Source organism: Cellulosimicrobium sp. NPDC057127 (genome assembly GCF_042670945.1).
Classification (GTDB): domain Bacteria; phylum Actinomycetota; class Actinomycetes; order Actinomycetales; family Cellulomonadaceae; genus Cellulosimicrobium.
In genome coordinates, this window is the sequence record NZ_JBHUUP010000008.1 from 101,570 (window position 1) to 121,888 (window position 20,319).

Below are 20,319 nucleotides of genomic sequence, written 5' to 3' on the forward strand. Positions count from 1 at the left end.
CGTGTGGGTCCGGGCCTCTGCGCCCGGCGGGTCAGCCCTGGGGCGACGTCGCGGCGGTCCCGTGCTTCGTGAGCTCCGCGAGGAACTGGTGGCACTGCTGCGCGCGGTCGGAGTCCTCCGCCATGATCTTCTCGAAGAAGGTGGCGATGTCCTCCTTGCCCGCGTTGCGGGCGTCGCGCACGTACTGGCCGTAGTCGTGCCCGGCCTTGAGCGAGTGGTACTGCACCGAGATGAGGTCGAACGTGACGTCGTCGAACCCGGTCTCTCCTGTGGCCATGGTGAACCTCCCGTGCGGTCGGTGCCTGCGGTTCCCGTCGCGGACGACGGGCCGCTCTCCTGACCCGCTCCACACTCGGAGCGGTTCCGGCCGCTCGCAAGCGGTGCCGGACGAGGTGATGCGGTCTCGTCGCCCGGCGCGGCCACGCCGGGCGTGGTTGGCTCGCCCAGTGACCGGCCACGACCCCGGCTTCCTCGGCGTTCCCGTCCCGCTGCCGCGTGCCGACCGCCCGCTGCGCGAGCTCCCGTCCACGCACTTCACCGTGCAGCTCGACCCGGTACGGCGCCTCGCCGCCGCCACGGTGGTCGACGTCGACGGCGCCCGCCTGCGCGACGTCCCGCGCGAGGACGACTGGTACCTCGACCCGCGCGTCCCCGCCTCCGAGCAGGCCGGGCCCGCGCTCTACGCGCGCAACGACCTCGACCGGGGCCACCTCGTGCGGCGGCGCGACCCGGTGTGGGGGAGCGCCGCGGAGGCGCGCCGCGCGAGCGCGGAGACCTTCGCGTACCCGAACGCCGCACCGCAGGCCGCGTCGTTCAACCAGTCCCGCGAGCTGTGGAACGGGCTCGAGGACCACGTGCTCGAGCACGCCGAGGCGTGGCGGCTGCGGCTGTGCGTGCTCACCGGTCCCGTCCTCGCGCCGGACGACCCGGTCTACCGGGGCGTGGGCATCCCACGGCTGTACTGGAAGGTCGTGGCGTGGACCGACGGCGCGACCGACGGCGGGGCTGGCACCGACCGGGCGGGTCGCCGCGCGCTCGCCGCCACCGCGTTCGTGCTCGACCAGTCGCCCCAGCTCGACGTGGTCGGGCTCCGGGACGCGACGGCGCGGGTGCTCGCGGCGGACGAGGTGCCGCCGCTCGGCCCGTTCCGGACGTTCCAGGTGCCCGTCGCCGACGTCGCCGCGCTGACCAGCCTCGACCTCGGTCCGCTGCCCGCGGCCGACGTGCTCGCGCCCGCGGGGGTGGTGCCGTCGGGCGCGCCGGACCGGGGTGCGTGGAGCGAGCTCACCGCCCCCGGCGACGTGCGGCTGCGCTGAGCCGTGCGCCGTCGTCTCACCCGGCGGCGGTGACGAACGGCGCGCGCACGACCTCCCAGCCGGTGTCGTAGCGCTCGCAGGCGTCACACGTTCTGCGTGACGACCCGACCGCCGGGTGGTCGGCATCCTGGCCGTGCGGGCCGCACGGCCCACCCGCCCCGCGGAGGTGCCATGGACGGACCCGACCAGGAGCGCGACCCGGCGACCGGCGACGCCGTCGCTCGCCTCGCCGCGCTCGAGCGCGAGAACGCCGAGCTGCGGCGGCTCGTCGCCGCCGGCGCACCTCCCGACGACGGACGCCCCGCCCGTGCGCGCCGCCGGCCCGGGCGTGCGACGGCCGCCGTCGCGCTGATCGTCCTCGCGACGCTGCTCGCGCCCGTCGCCGTCGTCGCGGCATGGGCCGAGCGCACCCTGACGGACACCGACCGGTACGTCGCGACGGTCGCGCCGCTCGCGGAGGACCCGACCGTGACGTCGGCGGTCGCCGGGCGCATCACCGAGGAGGTCATGGCGCGCATCGACGTCGGCGCGATCCTCGACCAGGCGGTCGGCGAGCTCGAGGACCGCGACGTCGCGCCGCGGGCGACCGCCGCGCTGTCCGCGCTGGAGGCGCCCCTGACGAGCGGCGTCGAGTCGTTCGTGCGCCGGGCCGCGGACCAGGTGGTGGAGAGCGACGCGTTCGCCGCCGCGTGGGAGCAGGCCCACCGCGTGGCCCACCAGCAGCTCGTCGCCGTCATGCAGGGCGGCCAGGGCGACGTCGTGCAGATCGGCCAGGACGGACAGGTGACGATCCAGCTCGCGGGGATCATCGACCTGCTCAAGGAGCGTCTTGTGGCACGCGGGCTCGACGTCGCGGCCAGCATCCCGAGCGTCGACGCGTCGTTCACGGTCGCGCAGTCCACCCAGCTCGTGGAGGCGCAGAACCGGTACGCGCAGGTCGTCGCGCTCGGGACGTGGCTGCCGTGGATCGTCCTCGGGCTGTACGCCGCCGGCGTGCTCGTCGCCGTGCGGCCGGCGCGTGCGCTCGTCGGTGCGGGACTCGCGCTCGCGCTCGCGATGGTGACGTTCGGCGCGGCGCTCGCCGTCGCGCGCGGGCTGTACCTCGACGCGCTCACCGGGCGGGTGCTGCGGCTCGACGCCGCCGAGGTCGTGTTCGACCAGCTCGTCGCCTTCCTGCGCGTCACGCTGCGGACCGTCGGGGTGCTCGGTCTCGTCGTCGCGCTCGTGGCGTTCCTCGCCGGGCCGAGCGCGTCGGCACGCAGCCTGCGCGGCGGCGTCGGCCGGGGGATCGACCGGCTGCGCACCGGGGCGGAGGGACGTGGCGTCACGACAGGACCGGTCGGGACGTGGCTCGGCCTGCACGGACGTCCCGTCAAGGTCGCCGTCGTCGCCGTCGCGGTGCTCGTCCTCCTGCTCTCGGGGCAGCCGACGCCCGCCCTGGTGGTCGGCACGGCGCTCGTGGCAGGGGCGCTCGTCCTCGTCGTCGAGCTCCTGGCGCGACCTCTCGGCGACCCTCCGCGCGTCTCACGCGATCGGCATGATGCGGGCGTCTGACGGGCAGGTGTCGACTGGGAGCGCCGCGCGCGGCCGGTCGTTCGAGACCAGGGCGCCGGCACGCGCGGTGCGGGAGAGGGGAGGCGGTCGACGTGGACCACGTGGAGCGGCTGCAGCGCCTGACGGTCAACGACCCGCGGATCGAGGAGGGCCGGGGGCTGGATCCCCGCGAGCTCGACCCGCGGTCGCTCGCGCTCGTCCGGATCGCCGCGCTCGTCGCGGTCGGCGGCGTCGAGCCCACCTACGGGGCCGAGGTCGACGCGGCCGTCGGCGCCGGGGCGTCCGCGGCGGAGATCGTCGACGTGCTGTGCGCCGTGATCCCCATCGTGGGGCTCCCGAACGTCGTGGCGGCCGCCCCGAAGCTCGCGCTCGCGCTCGGGCTGGAACCCGTCGAGGGCCTCTGGGAGGACGCAGACCCGTCGCCGCGCTGAGCGCCCGGGGCAACCTGTTGAGGGCTCGGGGGACCGCTCCTAGGCTGCTGCCGTGTCCCAGCAGGACCGCGAGACCGCGGTCGACGGACCGGACCTGAGCACCGCGCTGCTCGCGGGCAAGGTGAGCGCGCCGCGGGTACGCCGCGGCGCGGTGAGCCGTCGTGCGCTCGTCGAGAAGGCGCGGGACGGCGACGCGCGCGTCGTCGGCGTCACCGCCCCTCCGGGGTACGGCAAGACGACGCTGCTCGCCCAGTGGGCCGAGGCGGAGGACCGGCCCGTCGCCTGGGCGACCGTCGACCCGCTCGACGACGACCCCGCCGCCCTGCTCACGCTGCTCGCGCTCGCGTGCTCGACGGTGTCGCCCGGGGTCGCGGCCGTCGCGGACGAGATGCGCGGCACGGGGCCGACGCTGCTCGGACGGTCGGCCCCGCTGCTCGCCGCCGCGCTCGCCCGCGCGCCGGCACCGTTCGTGCTGTTCGTCGACGACCTGCACGAGGCCGACACGGAGGCGTGCCAGGACGCGCTCGGGATCGTGCTCCGCGGCGTCCCGGAAGGGTCCCAGGTGGTCGTCGCGAGCCGTCACGAGCAGGCCTACCTCGCGCGCCGCCGCGTCGAGGGCGACGTGCTCGAGGTCGGGCCCGACGACCTGCGCGTCGACGTCGCCGGCGCCCGCACCGTGTTCGCAGGTGTCGGCGCCGACGCCTCCGACGCCGAGCTCGCCGCCGTCGTCGAGCGGTGCGAGGGGTGGCCGACCGGCATCCTCCTGTGCGCGCTCGTCGTGCGCGACGGCGGGTCGGTCACCGCGCTCGCGGGCGACGACCGGTTCGTCGCCGACTACCTGTACCGCGAGTGCCTCGCGCGGCTCGCGCCCGAGGTGCAGCACTTCCTGCGCTGCACGGCCGTGCTCGACCAGCTCTCCGCGGACGTGTGCGACGCGGTCCTCGACGGCACCGACTCCGGTGCGCGGCTCCGCGAGATCGAGACGGCGGGGCTCTTCCTCGTCCCGCTCGACCACCGTCGCGGGTGGTTCCGCTACCACGCGCTCTTCCGAGAGTTCCTCCAGGCCGAGCTACGGCGCACCGAGAACGGTGCCGTCCCCGCCCTGCACCGGCGCGCCGCCGACTGGTTCGCGGCGCACGGGCTGCCTGCGCGCGCCGTCGAGCACCTGCTCGCGGCGGGAGAACGCGACCGCGCGGCGGTCCTCGTGGCCGGGCTGGCCCTGCCGACGTACCAGCGGGGCCAGGTGGCGGTCGTCTCCCGGTGGCTCGGCGAGCTCGGCGACGCCGCCGTCGAGACCTCCCCCCTGCTCGCCGTCGTCGCGACGTGGAGGGCGCTCCTGCTGGGCGAGTCGGCGGACGCCGAGCGGTGGGCGGCCGTCGTCGAGCGGTTCGGCACGAGCGGGGCGTCCGCCGACGACCGGGACGCGATCGAGTCCGCGCGCTGCCAGATCCGCGCGGCGATGTGCGTCGACGGTGCGGAGCGGGCGGTCGAGCGCGCACGCTTCGCCGTCGCGCACGAGCCCGCCTGGAGCCCGTGGCGGGACCAGGCCCTCCACCTGCTCGGCGCGACGTCGCTCCTCGTGGGCGACGTCGACGCGGCCAAGGACGCGTTCGCCGAGTCGTCCGCGACCGCCGCCGTGGCGGGCAACGCGGACTCGGTCATCCTCAGCGAGGCGGAGCTCGCCGTCGTCGCGATCGGCGAGGGCCGGTGGCCCGCGGCCGACGAGCACGCCCGGGCGGCGGTCCGGGCCGTCGACGCGCACCACATGGAGGGGTACGGCACGACAGCCCTCGGGCTCGCCGCGGCCGCGCGCGTGGCGCTGCACCGCGGCGAGACCACGGCCGGCGAGCGCTACCTGGCCCGCGCGATGCGCGCGCGCGTGCCGTGCACGTACGTGCTGCCGTACCTCGCGCTGCGGACGCGCCTGCAGCTCGCGCACGCGTTCGCGACCCTCGGCGACCGCACCACGGCGCGGCACCTCGTGCACGAGATGGACGAGATCCTGCGCCGGCGACCGCGCGTCGGGCTGCTCGCCGACGAGATCTCCGCGTTCCGCGAGCGCCTCGCGGGGGTCGCCGCGTCGTCGGGGGCGCCGCCGCTCACGCCGGCCGAGCTGCGGCTGCTGCCGTACCTGCAGACGCACCTGACGATGGCGGAGATCGGCCGCCGGCTGTTCGTGTCCCGGAACACGGTGAGCTCCCAGGTGGGCTCGATCTACCGCAAGCTCGGCGCGGGCACCCGGGGGAGCGCCGTCGAGCGCGCGGTGGCGCTCGGACTGCTCGGGGACTGAGCGGCGCGCGGGCGTTCGGGCGTAGGACGTGGACCGCGGTTCGCGCGATCTGCGTGATGCCCGCCGTCGCGGCCCGCCCGTAGCGTGACGGCGTCACCCCTCCGGCGCCCCGCCGTCCCGACGGCCGGGCACGAGACAGGAGCGCGGAGCATGGACACGGACGCGACCCGCACGGTGGTGGGCTCCCCGCTGCCGCCCGAGAGGACCTTGCCGTTCCCTCCGAAGCGGTCGACGAGCGTCGCCGGCCGGACGATCCAGGAGTCGACGTACAGCCCGACGCCGCCGGCGCGGCACCTTCCCGCCGACGCGCCGAACGTCGTCGTGATCCTCATCGACGACGCGGGGCCTGCGCTGCCGACGACGCTGGGGGGCGCGGTGCGCACGCCGACGCTCGACCGGGTGCGCGCGTCGGGGGTGGGCTACAACCGGTTCCACACCACGGCGATGTGCTCGCCGACGCGCGCGTCGCTGCTCACGGGCCGCAACCACCACCGGGTGGGCAACGGGCAGATCGCGGAGCTCGCGAACGACTGGGACGGGTACTCGGGCCACATCCCGAAGAGCAGCGCGACGATGGCGGAGGTGCTGCGCCAGTACGGGTACGCGACAGGGGCGTGGGGCAAGTGGCACAACACCCCGGCGGAGGAGACGACGGCGGCGGGACCCTTCGACCGGTGGCCGACCGGGTACGGCTTCGAGTACTTCTACGGGTTCCTCGCGGGGGAGGCGTCGCAGTACGAGCCGCACCTCGTGCGCAACACGACGCCGGTGCTGCCGCCGCGCACGCCCGAGGAGGGGTACCACCTCAGCGAGGACATCGCGGACGACGCGATGCGCTGGCTGCGCGACCACAGGGCGAACGCGCCCGACCGTCCGTTCTTCGTCTACTGGGCGACGGGGGCGCTGCACGGGCCGCACCACGTCATGAAGGAGTGGGCGGACCGCTACGCCGGGGTGTTCGACGACGGCTGGGACGTCTACCGCGAGCGGGCGCACGAGGGGGCGAAGGCGGCCGGGTGGATACCGCAGGACGCGGAGCTGACGCCCCGGCCTGACGGTCTGGCGGCGTGGGACGACATCCCGGAGGACCAGAAGCCGTTCCAGCGGCGGCTCATGGAGGTGGCCGCGGGGTTCGGCGAGCACGCCGACGTGCAGGCGGGGCGGCTGCTGGACGAGGTCGAGCGGCTGGGGTACGGGGACGACACGATCGTCGTCTACATCTGGGGGGACAACGGCTCGTCGGGCGAGGGGCAGAACGGGACGATCAGCGAGCTGCTCGCGCAGAACGGCATCCCGACCACGGTCGACCAGCACATCGCGGCGCTCGAGGAGCTGGGCGGGCTCGACGCGCTGGGCACCCCCGCCACCGACAACATGTACCACGCGGCGTGGGCGTGGGCGGGCTCGTCGCCGTACCAGGGGATGAAGCTGCTGGCGTCGCACCTCGGCGGCACGAGGAACCCGATGTTCGTGAGCTGGCCGGGACGCATCCGGCCGGACGCGCGCCCACGGACGCAGTTCCACCACGTGGTGGACCTCGTGCCGACGATCTACGAGATCGTGGGGATCTCCGCGCCCGAGACGGTCAACGGCATCCCGCAGGACCCGATCGACGGCATCAGCCTGGCGTACTCGCTCGACGACGCCGAGGCCGAAGGGCGCCGCCGTACGCAGTACTTCGAGATCATGGGCAGCCGCTCGGTCTACGCGGACGGATGGATGGCGTCGGCGACGGGCCCGCGGCTGCCGTGGGTCCCGGGCGTCCCGGAGGGGATCCGGACGTGGACGCCGGACCAGGACCGCTGGGAGCTGTACCACCTGGACGAGGACTGGAGCCAGGCGCGCGACCTCGCCGCCGAGCACCCGGAGAAGCTCGCCGAGCTCAAGGAGCTGTTCGCGATCGAGGCGGCGCGCAACGACGCGCTGCCGATCGGCGGCGGCCTCTGGGTCCCCGTGATGCACCCCGAGGACCGCATCTCCCCGCCGTACAGCGAGTGGCGGCTGTCCGGGGACACCGTGCGCATCCCGGAGTTCTGCGCGCCGGCGCTCGGCAACCGTCCCAACCGGGTGACGATGCGGGTGTCGCTCCCGGAGCGCGCGAACGGGGTGCTCTACAAGCTCGGCGGGGTCGGTGGTGGCCTCACGTGCTTCCTCCTCGACGGCGTCCTCACCTACGAGTACAACCTGTTCCTCGTCCAGCGGACGGTCGTCGCGACGGCGGAGCCCGTCGCGGCCGGCGACCGCACGGTCGAGGTGGAGACGACGTACGTCGAGACGCGCCCGGCCGGGCCGCTGCGCGTCGTGCTGCGCGTCGACGGCGCCGACGTCGCCGAGGGCACCGTGCCGGTGAGCGCGCCGCTCCTGTTCACCGCGAACGACTGCCTCGACGTCGGCCGCGCGTACGGCGGCGCGGTGTCCCGGCAGTACGCGGACCGCATGCCGTTCGCGCTCGACGGGCGGATCGACGACGTGCACGTCGCGTACCTGCCGCAGCAGCACGACGGGAGGGCGTGAGCCGCCGGGGGACTTCATGCGTTCTGCATGAGGACGACGGCACGGCCCGGGCGGCACCCTGGGCGGGGGACGCCTGCGGGAGGCGCGGGCGGACCGGACGCGAGAGGACGGCGACCATGACGCAGGAACTCGACGGAGCGCTCGGCGGCGGGCTCGACGACCTCGAGAGCGGACCCGTCGACTACCTCGTCGTCGAGCTGCCGACGGAGCGGGCGACGGGCGACGTCGCGTTCCCCCTGCTCGTCGACCTCGTCGAGCGCGGCATCATCCGGGTCCTCGACCTCGTGGTGATCCGCAAGGAGGACGACGGGAGCGTCACCGGCCTGGAGCTGGAGCAGCTCGGGGACGGGTCGACCGAGCTCGCGGTGTTCGCGGGCGCCCGCTCGGGGCTGCTCGACGACGACGACCTGACGGAGGCGGCCAACGCCGTCGACCCGGGCATGACCGCCGTCGTGCTCGTCTACGAGAACACCTGGGCCGCACCCTTCGCGACCGCCCTGCGCCGCAACGGCGCCCAGCTGGTGGCGAGCGGGCGCATCCCCGTCCAGGCGCTCCTCGCGTCGCTCGACGCCATGGAGTCGGAGACGGAGCCGGAGACCGGCCAGGGCGCCTGACGTCCGGCCGACGAGAGAGAGGACACCCCCGTGCCAGGACTCCTGCGCGGTGTCGCGCGCACCGCCGTCGTCGCCGGGACGGCCACCGCCGTCTCCAACCGTGTCTCGCGTCGTCAGGCCGGGCGGTGGGCAGCCCAGGAGGCTCAGCAGGCGCCCCAGCCGACGTACGCCGCGCCACCGCCGACGTACGCCGCGCCACCGCCGGCGTACGAGGCGCCGCCTGCGTACGCCCCGCCGCCCGCCGCGTCGTCGAGCACCGACGAACGGATCCAGCAGCTCACCCAGCTGGCAGCGCTGCGTGACCAGGGCGTGCTCACGCCCGCCGAGTTCGACGCGCAGAAGGCGCGGATCCTCGCCGGCTGACGGCGAGCCCTCACGACGGGAGGCAGGGACATGGACAGCTTCTGGGACTGGTTCTGGCTCATGGTCTGGTGGTTCTTCTTCGTGATGTACCTGGTGATCCTGTTCCAGATCATCGGCGACCTCTTCCGCGACCGGCACCTGAGCGGGTGGTGGAAGGCGCTGTGGCTCGTCGCGCTCGTCTTCCTGCCGTTCCTCACCGCGCTGGTCTACCTGATCGCGCGTGGCCGGGGGATGGCCGAGCGGCACGCGGAGCGGCTGGAGCGTGCCCGGGCCGACACCGACGCGTACATCCGCGACGTCGCCGGCGCGTCCCCGGCGTCGCAGATCGCCGACGCGAAGGCGCTGCTGGACTCCGGCGCCATCGACGAGCGCGAGTTCGCGACCCTGAAGGCCAAGGCGCTCGCGTAGTCCTCCCGTACGACGGGTGCGTCACCCCGGCGGGAGTGACGTGCGACATGCCGAGCCGAAGGGCCTCGAATCCGCGTCATGACGCGGGTCGCCGACCGTCTCCTCTGCGAGGGGTCGGCGCGACGGTCGCGCGACCCGGTCGGAGGACGCATGCCCACCCAGGACCTCACGGGGCTCGGCGACGTCGAGCTCGCGGACGCGGTCCGGGCAGGCGACGTCGACGCGTTCACCGTGCTCTGGGAGCGGCACGCCGCAGCCGGACGCGCCGCGGCGCGCCGCCTGACCTCGACGTACGACCCGGACGACGTCGTCCAGGAGGCCTACCTGCGCGTCCTGCGGTCGCTCCAGCTGGGCTCCGGGCCCACCGGCCCGTTCCGGCCCTACCTCTACTCGACGTTGCGGACGGTCGTCGCGACGTGGTCGCGCACGCCCGCACCCGTCCCCGTGGACGAGGTCCCCGACGTCGCGGACGACACCGACGTGCCCGCGGAGCTCCTCGACCGGTCGATGACCGTGCAGGCTTTCCGGGAGCTGCCCGAGCGGTGGCAGTCCGTGCTCTGGTACACGGAGGTCGAGAGCATGGGCTCCCGGGAGGCGGGCCGCCTGCTCGGCCTCACGCCTGGCGCCACGGCCGCGCTGGCCTACCGGGCCCGCGAGGGGCTGCGGCGCGCCTGGCTCCAGTCCCACCTCAACGCCGACGCCGCGGCGCCCGGCTGCCGCTGGACGGTCGAGCGTCTCGGCGACCACGCCCGCGGCGTGCTGCCGCGCGCCGCGCGCGAGCGGGTCGAGGAGCACCTCGCCGGGTGCGTGTCGTGCACGGCGCTCGCGGAGGAGGTGCGCGACGTCGCGTCGCAGCTGCGCCTCGTCCTCGTCCCGCTCGTGCTCGGCGTGCCCGTGGCGCTGGGCGTCGTCGGCGTGCCCGTCCCGGCTGCCGCGACGTCCGGGTCGGCGGCCGTGACGACGTCGGGCTCCACCGTCCTGGCGACGTCCGCGTCCGGGGTCGCCGCGCTGACGTCCGGGGCCGCGACGGCGGCCGTGTCGTCCGCCTCGGTGCTGGTCGGCGTGGCCGGCGTGCTCGCCACCCCCGGTGCGCTCGTGGCCGGTCTCGTCGCGGTCGCCGTCGCGGTGAGCGTGGGCGTCGTCGCCGTCTCGCAGCCGGCGGGGACGCCCGACGCGCCACCCGCTGCGGTCGCGACGGCCGAGCCGGCGGACCGTGGTGCGGCGGACGGTGAGCCGTCGGTCACCCTGCCCGCACCGCCGGACGTCGACGTGATCGAGGACGGCACGCCCGAGGCACCGGCCGTCGGCGCGCCGTCGCCTGCGCCCGAACCCACGACGGCGCCGTCGCCGGGCTCGGAGCCGACCGCTCCGGTCCCCGTGACGCCCGACGCGCCGGCGCCGTCCGACGAGCCCGCCGCCCAGCTGACGCCGGCACCGGAGCCGGCACCGGAGCCTCCGCCGGTGCCCGGGACTTCGCCGGAGCCGGATCCGTCGGTCCCGCCGGAGGTGCCGGAGGCCGAACCGCTCGTCGTGACCTCGGCCCCGCGCGCGGGCACGCTGACCGTCTTCCCCCTCGTGCGCGGCACGGGCGAGCCGGGTGCGCTCGTGCGCGTCACCGACGGCGGCGGAGACGTCGTCGCCTCGACGACGGTCGGCGAGGACGGCGCCTGGGAGGTCGCCGTGACGGCGCTGGCCGCGTCGGGCGAGCACACCCTGGAGCTCGTCCAGGAGACGGGCAGCACCACCGCGGCCCCCGCGACGACGCTCGGCCCCTACGTCTTCGACGCGCCGCGCGTGCTCTCACCCGTGGCGGGTGGGGTCGTCGTCGGGCAGCTCGAGAGCTGGTCGTGGGAGCCGCCGCGACTCGGGACGGACGTGGTGCTGGGCGGCACGCCGGGCCTCCTGGTCGAGGCGTTCGTCGACGGCCGCTCGACCGGCAACCTGCACACGCTCGCTGACGCGCCCCTCGTGCGACGCGTGCGCGGCCTCGCTCCGGGCGAGCACACGTTCGGGCTGCGCGTGGTCGACCCGCACGCCGTCGGGCCCGGGCACGGACCGACGGTCACCGTGGCGTTCACGGTCGTCGCGCCCTGAGGCGTCCGCGGTCAGGCCCGCCCGGTGCGTTCGAGGACGCCACGCACGTACGCCGCCTGGCCCGCGTGCTCGAGACTGTCCACCGCGACGCTGACGAGGCGCGCGCCCAGCGTGACGGGCGGGTCCCACGCCTCGTCGACGACGCGGTCGAGGTCGTCGTCGGTGAGCGTCGCCAGCACGGCGGCCGACTCGGCCTGGACGGCGTGCACGTACCCGATCAGGTCGTCCGCGCTCGCGCGGACCTGCGCCACCTCGTCCGGCGACTGCCCGTAGCCCGACGCGGAGTCGTCGAAGGGCAGGTCGAGCCGCCGCGCCCAGCCGTCGCGCGTCCACACCTCGTCGCGCCCGACGGCGTCCGCGACCTGCGCGTCCTGGCCGCGTGCGAGGTGCCACGCGAGCCACGCGATCGTGTTCGCCCCCGGGTCGAGGCGCGCCGTCAGCGCGTCCTCCTCGAGGCCCTCGACCGCCCGGTCGGCCGTCGGTCCGATGCGTCCGAACAGGTCCTCCAGCAGTGCGCGCGCGTCCACGTCTCACCTCTCGTCGGTCGGTCGCTTCCTCGTGCAGCCTCGCCGCCACCGCGCGGCGCCGCGACCCGGGCCGCCGACCCGGCCGATCCCCGGGTTGTGCGCCGTCGCTTCCGCCGAGCCCGGGCTTGTGCGCCACCGTGTCCGCCGAACCCCGGGTTGTGTGTCCATCGGAGCCGTTGATGGCGCGCAACCCGGGGTTCGACGACCGCGGTGTTCGCCACGAGCCGCCCGCCTCAGCCGAACGTGACGACGACGGTCCCCGCCTTGTGCGCGTGCTCGACGTGGCGGTGCGCCGCGGCGATGTCGTCGAGCGGGTACGCGGTGTCGACGACGGGACGCAGCGCACCCTCGGCGCCGAGGCGCAGCGCGGTGCGCAGGTCCTCGCTCTTGTGCGCCTCGGACCGCAGCCCGGTGAAGGCGACGACGCCGCGGCGGCCGCGCGCGCGCCGGCTCGTCCACACGGTCCGCCAGAGGATCGCGGGCGACGGCACCGTCACGAGGTACACGCCGTCGTCCGTGAGCAGACGGCGGCAGTGCCGGTAGGAGCTCGCGCCCGCGACGTCGAGCACGACGTCGTACCGGGCCCCGCGCGCGGTGAAGTCCTCGGAGGTGCGGTCGACCACCTCCGCCGCGCCCAGCTCGCGCACCACGTCGACGCCGCGCGGTCCGCACACCGCGGTCACGCGTGCTCCGGCGTACGCCGCGACCTGGACCGCAGCGGTGCCGACGCAGCCCGACGCACCGATCACGAGCACCGACTGCCCCGGCGCGACACGGCCGTGCACGTGGAGGAAGGGCAGCGCGGTGAGCGGCCCGGAGGCCAGCACGGCGGCGTCGACGTCGCTCAGCCCGGCGGGGACCGGCTCGACGACGCCGTCCTGGCGGAGCACGACGAGCTCGGCGTGCGCGCCGGCTCCCATGCGCGTGACCCCGACGACGCGGTCGCCGACGGCGAACCGCGTTACCCGCGGCCCCACGGCGACCACCTCGCCCGCGACCGCGCCGCCGAGCACCGGGTTCCGTGGCCGGCGCAGCCCGAACGCGAGCCGTGCGAACCACGGCGTGCCGGCCCGCGCGGCGACGAGCGCGGCCTCGAGCGTGCTGGCCCGTGCCCGGACGAGGACCTCGCCCGGTCCTGGCTCGGGCCCCGCGACCTCCTGGACCTGCACCACCTCGGGCGGGCCGTAGGTGGTGGACACTGCTGCTCTCATCGGGCTGTCCTCTCGAGGGACCGTGGCGTCAGACGTGGTCGTCGCTGCCGTCGGGGTATCCGAAGACCTCGTCCAGCGGGGCCCGCAGCGCGCGGGCGACGAGGAACGCCGTCTCCAGCGACGGCGAGTAGCGACCCTGCTCGATCGCGATGACGGTCTGCCGCGTGACGCCGACACGCTCCGCGAGCTCGGCCTGCGTCATCTCTCCGCGCGCGAACCGCAGGGCGCGGATGTTGTTCGTGACGCGCGTGGGCCTCCCCTTCACGTCAGACCCCCCGCCGGTAGGCGACGATCGTCGTCACGGACGACAGGACCGCGGACACGACGAAACCGAGGTACGCCGCGTTCGCGATCCAGAAGTAGTCGGCCTCGACGAGCGCGAGCACGAGGGCGCCGAGCGCGCCCGCGACCACACCCCACCACCCGACGGCGACGCCGCGGCGCGCCAGCTCGCGGTCGCGCTCGTCGCTGCGGTAGCTCTCGCTCGGCCGGATGATCTCGACCGCGACCCGGACGACGATCCCCGCAGCGATCGCTGCGCCGATCGCCCACAGCATCGGGGCGACGTACTCGACCTCGGCGAGCGGCGCGCCGCCGGCACGGGCCAGCAGCACGCCCACGTAGGCCGCGTAGACCACCACGCTGACGACGAGGTAGACCCACGTCCCCTTCTCCTCGTACGACATGCGTACGCCCTCTCCGGCCGGATGGATGTCAAAAATCCTTGACCTCTGCAACGTAAGCCGGAGCCGACACGATGTCAAGAGTTCTCGACATCACGACCCTGCCTCCGACGTCGTCCACCTCGCTGCCGGTGACTCCGGGACCCGGCATCAGGGCTCGACCAGGGCACGGACCGGGGAGTCCCCCGATCCGCCGCGTCCGTGAGTCGTGGTGGTCTGCCGTCATGCCGACCGAACTGTCCCTGCGACCCGCCGCGCCGGGCGCGCGCGCCGGTCGTCCCGCCGTCGCCGTGCTCACCCTCACGTCGCTCGCCGTCGCCGCCTTCGCGGTCCTGCCGTACCTCACCTCCTCGCTCGACACGTTGGCACGGGACGACGTCGGCCTCGCCGCCGGGTACGCCGGCGCGCCGCCGCTCGTCCTCGCCGCCTTCTACGTCCACGTCGTCGCCGGCGGGCTCGCGCTGGTCTGCGCGCCGCTCCAGCTCTGGGCCGGTCTGCGGCGCGGGCGTCCGCGCGTGCACCGGTGGGTCGGCCGGACGTACGTCGTCGCGGTCGCGGTCGGCGGGACCTCCGGCCTCGTCCTCGCGCCCGTGAACCAGGCCGGCCTGGTCGGCGCGCTCGGCTTCGGCGCCCTGGCGGTGCTCTGGCTGTGGACGACGTGGCGCGGATACCGCGCGGTCCGCGCGCACGACGTCGGCGCGCACCGCGACTGGATGACGCGCAGCTTCGCCCTCACGTACGCGGGCGTCACGCTCCGGCTGTGGACGACGGGACTCGTCGCCGCCCAGGCGCTCGTGCTCGGCGACGCGGTCTCCCCCGACGCCGCGTTCGACCGCGCGTACGCGCTCGTGCCGTTCCTCTCGTGGGTGCCGAACCTCGTCGTCGCGGAGCTCGTCGTGAGGCGACGCCGCCGGGCCCGGGAGCGACCGGGCGCCGTCGGGCACCCGCCTCGGTAGGTTGGAGCACGCCGGGCGCGCGGCCCGGCCCGGCGAGCACCCGCACGGAGGGTCGGATGGAGTTCCCGTTCCAGCTCACGGAGGACCAGATCCTCACGCTCATCGCGCTCGCGGTGTCGGCGCTCGCGGCGATCGTCGCGGTGAACGTGCTGGCGCCGAAGGCGGGCGTCGCCGCGCCGCTCGCGCTCGTGCTGCTGGGCATCGGGGTGAGCTTCCTGCCCTGGGTGCCCGCGATCGAGGTCGAGCCGGAGTGGATCCTCGCGGGCGTCCTGCCGCCGTTGCTCTACTCGTCCGCCGTGAGCATGCCGACGATGGACTTCCGCCGGGACTTCGCGGCGATCGGCGGGCTGTCCGTCGCGCTCGTGGTCGTCAGCTCGGTGCTGCTCGGCCTGCTCTTCACCGTGCTCGTCCCCGGCATCCCGCTGTCGACGGGGATCGCGCTGGGCGCGGTCGTCAGCCCCACGGACGCGGTCGCCACGTCCATCGTCAAGCGGCTCGGTGCGTCGCCGCGAGCCGTGACGGTGCTCGAGGGGGAGAGCCTGCTCAACGACGCGTCCGCGCTCGTGCTGCTGCGCTCCGCCATCGCCGCGACGGCCGCCAGCGTGTCCCTGTGGTCCGTCGCCGGGGACTTCCTCCTCGCGGTCGTCGTCGCCGTCGCGGTGGGCCTCGCCGTCGGGTTCGTGGGCCTGTTCGTGCGCGCACGGCTGGCCCGGCCGTCGCTGAGCGTCGCGGTCTCGTTCGTCGTCCCGTTCCTCGCGTACCTGCCCACCGAGCGGCTGGGGGCGTCCGGGCTCGTCGCCGTCGTCACGGCCGGGCTCGTCACCGGCCACGGCGCGGCGAAGCACCTGCGGCCGCAGGACCGCATCTCCGAGGCGTCGAACTGGCGGACGGTCGAGCTGCTCCTGGAGGGCGGCGTGTTCCTGCTCATGGGGCTCGAGCTCTTCGCCCTCGTCGAGGACGTCGTGGACGAGCGGGGCGACCTGTGGGGCGCCGTCGGGGTGGCCGCGCTGACGATCGTCGCGGTGCTGCTCGTGCGCGCCGCGTATGTGCTGCCGCTCGTGCGGTCCGCGCGGCGCCGTGCGCAGCGCGGCGAGCAGGTGCGTGGTGCGATCAGCGGGATCCAGCGCCGGCTGGACGAGAAGTACGGGCCCGACGGCGCCCCGCGCGACCCCGCGGCGCACCCGGCCGGCGACGCGAGCACCGGCGTGACCGCCCAGATGCGCGCCATCGACCCGCACGGGCCCGCCGCTGTCCCGCGGCTGCGGGGCGCGCTGGGCCGGTCGACGCGCGGTGGCTCGGACCCGCAGGAACGGGTGGGTCGGGTGCGCAGCATCCTGCGGCGACGGACCGCCGACATCGACTACCTGCGCGAGCAGCCGCTCGGCCCGCGCGAGGGCGTGCTGCTCGTGTGGGCGGGGATGCGGGGCGTCGTGACGGTCGCCGCCGCGCAGTCCCTGCCTGCGGAGACGCCGCACCGGTCGTTCCTCGTGCTCGTCGCGTTCACCGTCGCCGCCGGGAGCCTGCTCCTCCAGGGCGGCACCCTCCCGTGGGTCGTGCGCCGGCTGGGCCTCGCCGGCGGCGTCTCGCCCGGGGACCTCGACCAGCGCGCCGTCCGCATCGAGCTCGACACGGCGGCGGCCGCCGTCGTCGACGCGCCCGACCTGCGTCGCGCCGACGGGCGTCCGTTCGACCCCGGCGTGGTGTCGCGCGTGCGGCGCGACGTCGTGCGCGAGCTCGAGACGCGCGACACCGACGCCGCGACGTCGGCCGACGTCTTCGCCCAGTACAAGGAGCTGCGCCTGCGCACGATCGCCGCGCAGCGCGACGTGCTGCTCGACGCCCGCGCGTCCGGCGTCTACAGCTCGCAGGCGCTCAGCCACGCGCTCGACCTGCTCGACGCCGAGCAGATCGACCTCGAGCTGCGCCGCGGCCCCGTCGTCGAGGACGGCTGACGACCAGGCCCGCCCGGGCCGCGAGCGTCGTCACGCGGTGGCGCGCACGTCCGCGGCCGCCAGCGGGCGGTCGAGCCCTGTCACGCCGAGCTCCAGCCGTGCGATCCCGTCCAACGGGACGGCCGACGACGCCCCGAGCCCCTCCGAGCGCCCGGCCTTCGTCGCGGACCACGTCGCGACGACCTCCCGGCTCCCGCGCTCGTCGACGAGCACGAGCTCGTAGGTGCCGCCCGCCGCGCCCGCGTCGGCGGGGTACGAGCACGACCAGTCGAGCCGCGTGCCCCACGCCACGGGCGTGAGCACGAGCTCGGCACGGACGTCGGCGTCGTCGACGGGCAGCAGCTCGACGGTCGTGCCTGCCTCCGCGAGCGGTGAGGGCGTGACCGGCGTCCCGTCGCCGGGCGCCGTCCCGCCCGGCGCCCCGCCGAGCGCGACCCCCGTGACGCCCCCGGCGACGACGAGCGCGACCGCCGCGGCGGTGAGCAGCCCCCGACGTCGCACCCGACGCCGCCGCGCACCGGTCGCGAGCGCCGCGAGCGGGACGACGTCGGCGCCGTCGCCCACCGGCCCCGCCCCCGGGACCGGCGTGCCCGTCCGCCCGCCGGGACCGGGGCCGCGGGGAGGGGCGGCGCCGTCGAGCGCCGCCGCGTGCTCGGCCGTGAGCATGCCGAGGATCCCCGGCATGCCGGCGAGCTCGGCGACCGACTCGCGGCACGCCGCGCACGTCGCGAGGTGCTGCTCGAACGCGCGGCGGTCCTGCGGGCCGAGCGCGCCGAGGACGTAGGCGGCGTCCCACTCGCGGTACGGGTCCGGGGGAGGGGTGGCGGTCATGACGTGACTCCCTTCTCCTGCAGCGCCAGGCGCAGCGCGCGGAGCGCGTAGTGCATGCGGGACTTGACCGTCCCGGGCGGCACCCCCTGCTCGGCCGCCATCTCGGCGACCGACCGACCGCGGTAGTAGGCCCCGACGACGACGGCGCGGTGCTCGGCCGAGAGCGCGACGAGCGCGTCCCCGACGAGCCAGGCGTCGAGGACGGCCTGCGTCGCGTCGTCCTCGCCGTGCTCGGGCAGCTGCGGGCTCGCGAGCTCGCGCCGGTGGTGCGCGCGCCGCAGGTCGTCGACGACGAGGTGGCGCGCGACCGTGAACAGCCACGCCCGGACCGACCCCTCCGGGCGCTCGAGCACCTCGGGGTGGCTCCACGCCCGCAGGAGCGTCTCCTGCACCACGTCCTGCGCGCGGGCGTCGTCGTCGGTCATGCGGGCGACGTACCGGTGCAGCGCCGTGCCGTGCGCGTCGTGCACCGCACGCAGCAGCTCGTCGGCGACCGGCCCCGCGGGGCCGGCCGCCGTGCCGGGACCGTCGTCCGTGACCACCGCGGTCAGGCGGCCTGGGTCAGGGCGAGACTGAACTCGACGCTGCCCGTGTCCTCGACCTCGACGAACCCGAGGCTGGGCGCCTCGACGCCGAAGTCGGCGAAGGTGATGGGGATCTCGCCGACGACCTGGACGTCGTCGCCGGTCGCGCCGATCTGCGCGTCGACGGTCACGGGCTGTGTCACGCCACGGATCGTCAGGTCGCCCGCGAGCTCGACCGCCCCGGCCGTGTCGGGGACCTCGACGGTCTCGGTGAGCACGAACGTCGCCGTCGGGTGCTCCGCGACCTGGAGCGCGGTGTCGCGGAAGTAGGCATCGCGGTTGGCGACGTCGGTCGCGACGGTCGTCATGTCGACGACCACCTCGGCGTCGGTGAGCGACCCGTCGGCGAGCGTCACGGAGCCGGTGACGTCCTCGGTGCGGCCCGTGACCGTCACGTCCTCGCCGTTGAGGATCTCGTCGAGCCGGTACCCCGCGTACGAGCCGGTGCTCACGTCCCACGTCCCGTCGAGCGCGGCGGCGTCCAGCGTGGAACCGGTGGTCGCGTCGAGCGTGGGTGCGGCGGCCGCGCGGTCCTCGGACCAGTCGGCGTACAGCCCCGGTCCGAACGCGACCGCGGCACCTCCCAGCACGACCACCGCCGCGCCGACCCCCAGCAGGACCGTCGTCCTCGTGCGCACGTGCGTCTCCCTCCGTCGTGGTGCGCCGCACCCCTGCGCGCGACGCCTCTCACCCGGTAGACGGGGTGGGGCGCGCTCCGGTTCACCCGGGGCGCACCGGGTTCAGAGCAGCGGTGCGCAGAGGCAGAACGGGTGGCCCTCGGGGTCGGCGTAGACGCGGAACGGGTCCCCGGGGTGGCCCTCCTCCTCCGGCGTGCCGGTCAGCGCCGTGGCCCCGCACGCGAGCGCGTGCTCGTGCGCGGCGTCGAGGTCGGGCACGCGGAGGTCGACGTGCACCCGCGCGCCGCCGGGCCACGGCGGCACGGTCGCGTCGGAGCGCTGGAAGGCGAGCCGCGTGGGGCCGTCGCCCGGGGACTCGAGCGTGAGCCAGTCGTCGCCCTCGGGGTCCGGTGTCTCGTGGCCGGGCGTGTACTCCCAGCCGGTGAGGCGCCGGTAGAACTCGGCGAGGGCGCGCGGGTCGCGCGCGTCGACCGTCACGTTGCGCAGCGGCATCGGGATCGCGGGACCCGTGGGCGGGTGGGGTTGGTTCATCGCGCTCAGCCCACCGTCTCGCGCAGCCACGCGACGTCGGCCGGCACGTCCGCGTGCGTCTCGCACACCACGGACGTGCCCGCCGCCTTGACGACGCCGAGCAGGAGCTCGGGCTCGATCGTCCCGGCCGTGAGGCTCGCGTGCCGGTCGGCGCCCGAGCCCGCCGCGTCGCGGCTGTTGTTGAGGTGCACGAGGTCGACGCGTCCCGTGATCGCCCGGACCTGCTCGACCGCGGTCGTCAGGTCGATGCCGCCCGCCCACGCGTGGCACGTGTCGAGGCAGAAGCCGACCCGTTCCGCGCCGTCGGCCTGCTGGACCGCGGCCCAGAGACCTTCGATGCGCTCGAGCCGCCGCGCCATGGAGAAGTCGCCTCCCGCCGTGTTCTCGATGTAGACGGTGATGTCGGTCTCGAGCGCGTCGATCGCCTTGCGCCAGTTGTCGAACCCCTTGGCGGGGTCGTCCTTCGCGGTGACGTGGCCGCCGTGGACGACGAGGCCCGTGGCGCCCACGGCGGACGCACCGTCGGCCATCTGCTGCAGGAGCTTGCGGCTGGGGATGCGGATCCGGTTGTTCGTCGACGCGACGTTGATGACGTACGGCGCGTGCACCACGAGCTGGAGGTCGGCCGCCGCGGCGTCCGCCTTCAGCGCCTCGGCGCCGCCCGGGTACGTGAACTCCGGGCCCTTCCAGGACTGGGGGTCGCCCAGGAAGATCTGCGCCACGTCCGCCCCGAGGGCGCGCGCCTGCGCGATGACGTCCGACTGGTCGAGGTGCGCTCCGATCCGCATGGACCCCAACCTACGCGGTCGTGCGGGACGAGCA

21 protein-coding genes are annotated in these 20,319 nt (G+C 75.5%); 11 read left to right on the top strand and 10 right to left on the bottom strand.

Annotation, left to right across the window (positions count from 1 at the left end; all coding sequences use genetic code 11):
* Window positions 1-31: 31 nt before the first annotated feature.
* Window positions 32-277, bottom strand: coding sequence for an acyl carrier protein (locus ACFTZA_RS09890; RefSeq protein ID WP_378193534.1), 246 nt, complete (start codon window positions 275-277; stop codon window positions 32-34).
* A 169-nt stretch (window positions 278-446) separates the two neighbouring features.
* Between ACFTZA_RS09890 and ACFTZA_RS09895 the strand changes: the two genes are divergently transcribed.
* The 9 genes from ACFTZA_RS09895 (at window position 447) to ACFTZA_RS09935 (ending at window position 11,584) form a co-directional block, all read left to right on the top strand.
* Entirely contained in the window at window positions 447-1,316 is an 870-nt protein-coding gene (locus tag ACFTZA_RS09895; RefSeq protein ID WP_378193536.1) for a DNA/RNA non-specific endonuclease, read from the top strand.
* 171 nt (window positions 1,317-1,487) lie between these two features.
* Window positions 1,488-2,870, top strand: a complete 1,383-nt coding sequence (locus ACFTZA_RS09900; RefSeq protein ID WP_378193539.1) for a hypothetical protein — start codon at window positions 1,488-1,490, stop codon at window positions 2,868-2,870.
* Window positions 2,871-2,962: 92 nt separating this feature from the next.
* On the top strand, window positions 2,963-3,301 hold the full coding sequence (locus tag ACFTZA_RS09905) for a carboxymuconolactone decarboxylase family protein (protein WP_378193542.1): 339 nt from the start codon (window positions 2,963-2,965) through the stop codon (window positions 3,299-3,301).
* 52 nt (window positions 3,302-3,353) lie between these two features.
* Window positions 3,354-5,591, top strand: coding sequence for an AAA family ATPase (locus tag ACFTZA_RS09910; protein WP_378193544.1), 2,238 nt, complete (start codon window positions 3,354-3,356; stop codon window positions 5,589-5,591).
* A 150-nt stretch (window positions 5,592-5,741) separates the two neighbouring features.
* Window positions 5,742-8,105: an arylsulfatase gene (locus ACFTZA_RS09915; protein ID WP_378193547.1), complete on the top strand. Its 2,364-nt coding sequence runs from the start codon at window positions 5,742-5,744 to the stop codon at window positions 8,103-8,105.
* A gap of 116 nt (window positions 8,106-8,221) precedes the next feature.
* Window positions 8,222-8,719 (top strand): DUF6325 family protein, encoded by a 498-nt coding sequence (locus tag ACFTZA_RS09920; RefSeq protein ID WP_378193550.1) that lies wholly within the window; start codon window positions 8,222-8,224, stop codon window positions 8,717-8,719.
* A gap of 30 nt (window positions 8,720-8,749) precedes the next feature.
* Window positions 8,750-9,082: an SHOCT domain-containing protein gene (locus ACFTZA_RS09925; protein ID WP_378193553.1), complete on the top strand. Its 333-nt coding sequence runs from the start codon at window positions 8,750-8,752 to the stop codon at window positions 9,080-9,082.
* A 30-nt stretch (window positions 9,083-9,112) separates the two neighbouring features.
* Window positions 9,113-9,490 (top strand): SHOCT domain-containing protein, encoded by a 378-nt coding sequence (locus tag ACFTZA_RS09930; protein ID WP_378193556.1) that lies wholly within the window; start codon window positions 9,113-9,115, stop codon window positions 9,488-9,490.
* Window positions 9,491-9,640: 150 nt separating this feature from the next.
* Window positions 9,641-11,584 (top strand): zf-HC2 domain-containing protein, encoded by a 1,944-nt coding sequence (locus ACFTZA_RS09935; protein WP_378193559.1) that lies wholly within the window; start codon window positions 9,641-9,643, stop codon window positions 11,582-11,584.
* Between the two features lie 11 nt (window positions 11,585-11,595).
* Here the strand turns inward: ACFTZA_RS09935 and ACFTZA_RS09940 are convergent, their stop codons facing one another.
* From ACFTZA_RS09940 to ACFTZA_RS09955, 4 genes are all read right to left on the bottom strand, one after another.
* Window positions 11,596-12,111, bottom strand: coding sequence for a DinB family protein (locus ACFTZA_RS09940; protein WP_378193562.1), 516 nt, complete (start codon window positions 12,109-12,111; stop codon window positions 11,596-11,598).
* A 233-nt stretch (window positions 12,112-12,344) separates the two neighbouring features.
* A complete protein-coding gene (locus ACFTZA_RS09945) occupies window positions 12,345-13,322 on the bottom strand; it encodes an NAD(P)-dependent alcohol dehydrogenase (RefSeq protein WP_378193564.1) in 978 nt (325 codons plus the stop codon).
* Window positions 13,323-13,350: 28 nt separating this feature from the next.
* Window positions 13,351-13,587, bottom strand: a complete 237-nt coding sequence (locus ACFTZA_RS09950) for a helix-turn-helix transcriptional regulator (RefSeq protein WP_378193568.1) — start codon at window positions 13,585-13,587, stop codon at window positions 13,351-13,353.
* 1 nt (window position 13,588) lies between these two features.
* The gene (locus tag ACFTZA_RS09955) at window positions 13,589-14,008 is read right to left on the bottom strand and encodes a hypothetical protein (protein ID WP_378193571.1); all 420 of its coding nucleotides are present in this window, start codon (window positions 14,006-14,008) and stop codon (window positions 13,589-13,591) included.
* 221 nt (window positions 14,009-14,229) lie between these two features.
* Between ACFTZA_RS09955 and ACFTZA_RS09960 the strand changes: the two genes are divergently transcribed.
* Both ACFTZA_RS09960 and ACFTZA_RS09965 read left to right on the top strand, forming a co-directional pair.
* On the top strand, window positions 14,230-14,961 hold the full coding sequence (locus tag ACFTZA_RS09960; protein WP_378193574.1) for a DUF2306 domain-containing protein: 732 nt from the start codon (window positions 14,230-14,232) through the stop codon (window positions 14,959-14,961).
* 56 nt (window positions 14,962-15,017) lie between these two features.
* A complete protein-coding gene (locus ACFTZA_RS09965; RefSeq protein ID WP_378193577.1) occupies window positions 15,018-16,913 on the top strand; it encodes a cation:proton antiporter in 1,896 nt (631 codons plus the stop codon).
* A gap of 30 nt (window positions 16,914-16,943) precedes the next feature.
* Here the strand turns inward: ACFTZA_RS09965 and ACFTZA_RS09970 are convergent, their stop codons facing one another.
* From ACFTZA_RS09970 to ACFTZA_RS09990, 5 genes are all read right to left on the bottom strand, one after another.
* Window positions 16,944-17,744 (bottom strand): anti-sigma factor family protein, encoded by an 801-nt coding sequence (locus tag ACFTZA_RS09970; RefSeq protein ID WP_378193580.1) that lies wholly within the window; start codon window positions 17,742-17,744, stop codon window positions 16,944-16,946.
* Window positions 17,741-18,286, bottom strand: coding sequence for a sigma-70 family RNA polymerase sigma factor (locus ACFTZA_RS09975; RefSeq protein WP_378193583.1), 546 nt, complete (start codon window positions 18,284-18,286; stop codon window positions 17,741-17,743). The genes ACFTZA_RS09970 and ACFTZA_RS09975 overlap by 4 nt, the downstream gene beginning before the upstream one ends.
* A 5-nt stretch (window positions 18,287-18,291) precedes the next feature.
* Window positions 18,292-18,966 (bottom strand): YceI family protein, encoded by a 675-nt coding sequence (locus tag ACFTZA_RS09980; protein ID WP_378193586.1) that lies wholly within the window; start codon window positions 18,964-18,966, stop codon window positions 18,292-18,294.
* 102 nt (window positions 18,967-19,068) lie between these two features.
* Window positions 19,069-19,497: a VOC family protein gene (locus ACFTZA_RS09985; RefSeq protein ID WP_378193589.1), complete on the bottom strand. Its 429-nt coding sequence runs from the start codon at window positions 19,495-19,497 to the stop codon at window positions 19,069-19,071.
* Between the two features lie 5 nt (window positions 19,498-19,502).
* Complete coding sequence (locus tag ACFTZA_RS09990; RefSeq protein WP_378193592.1) at window positions 19,503-20,285, bottom strand: deoxyribonuclease IV; 783 nt, start codon at window positions 20,283-20,285, stop codon at window positions 19,503-19,505.
* Window positions 20,286-20,319: the final 34 nt, after the last annotated feature.

Coding starts and splice junctions, on each gene's coding strand:
- ACFTZA_RS09890 (WP_378193534.1), bottom strand. CDS start 277: ATGGCCACAGGAGAGACCGGGTTCGACGACGTCACGTTCGACCTCATC.
- ACFTZA_RS09900 (WP_378193539.1), top strand. CDS start 1,488: ATGGACGGACCCGACCAGGAGCGCGACCCGGCGACCGGCGACGCCGTC.
- ACFTZA_RS09915 (WP_378193547.1), top strand. CDS start 5,742: ATGGACACGGACGCGACCCGCACGGTGGTGGGCTCCCCGCTGCCGCCC.
- ACFTZA_RS09920 (WP_378193550.1), top strand. CDS start 8,222: ATGACGCAGGAACTCGACGGAGCGCTCGGCGGCGGGCTCGACGACCTC.
- ACFTZA_RS09930 (WP_378193556.1), top strand. CDS start 9,113: ATGGACAGCTTCTGGGACTGGTTCTGGCTCATGGTCTGGTGGTTCTTC.
- ACFTZA_RS09935 (WP_378193559.1), top strand. CDS start 9,641: ATGCCCACCCAGGACCTCACGGGGCTCGGCGACGTCGAGCTCGCGGAC.
- ACFTZA_RS09945 (WP_378193564.1), bottom strand. CDS start 13,322: ATGAGAGCAGCAGTGTCCACCACCTACGGCCCGCCCGAGGTGGTGCAG.
- ACFTZA_RS09955 (WP_378193571.1), bottom strand. CDS start 14,008: ATGTCGTACGAGGAGAAGGGGACGTGGGTCTACCTCGTCGTCAGCGTG.
- ACFTZA_RS09960 (WP_378193574.1), top strand. CDS start 14,230: ATGCCGACCGAACTGTCCCTGCGACCCGCCGCGCCGGGCGCGCGCGCC.
- ACFTZA_RS09965 (WP_378193577.1), top strand. CDS start 15,018: ATGGAGTTCCCGTTCCAGCTCACGGAGGACCAGATCCTCACGCTCATC.
- ACFTZA_RS09970 (WP_378193580.1), bottom strand. CDS start 17,744: ATGACCGCCACCCCTCCCCCGGACCCGTACCGCGAGTGGGACGCCGCC.
- ACFTZA_RS09985 (WP_378193589.1), bottom strand. CDS start 19,497: ATGAACCAACCCCACCCGCCCACGGGTCCCGCGATCCCGATGCCGCTG.
- ACFTZA_RS09990 (WP_378193592.1), bottom strand. CDS start 20,285: ATGCGGATCGGAGCGCACCTCGACCAGTCGGACGTCATCGCGCAGGCG.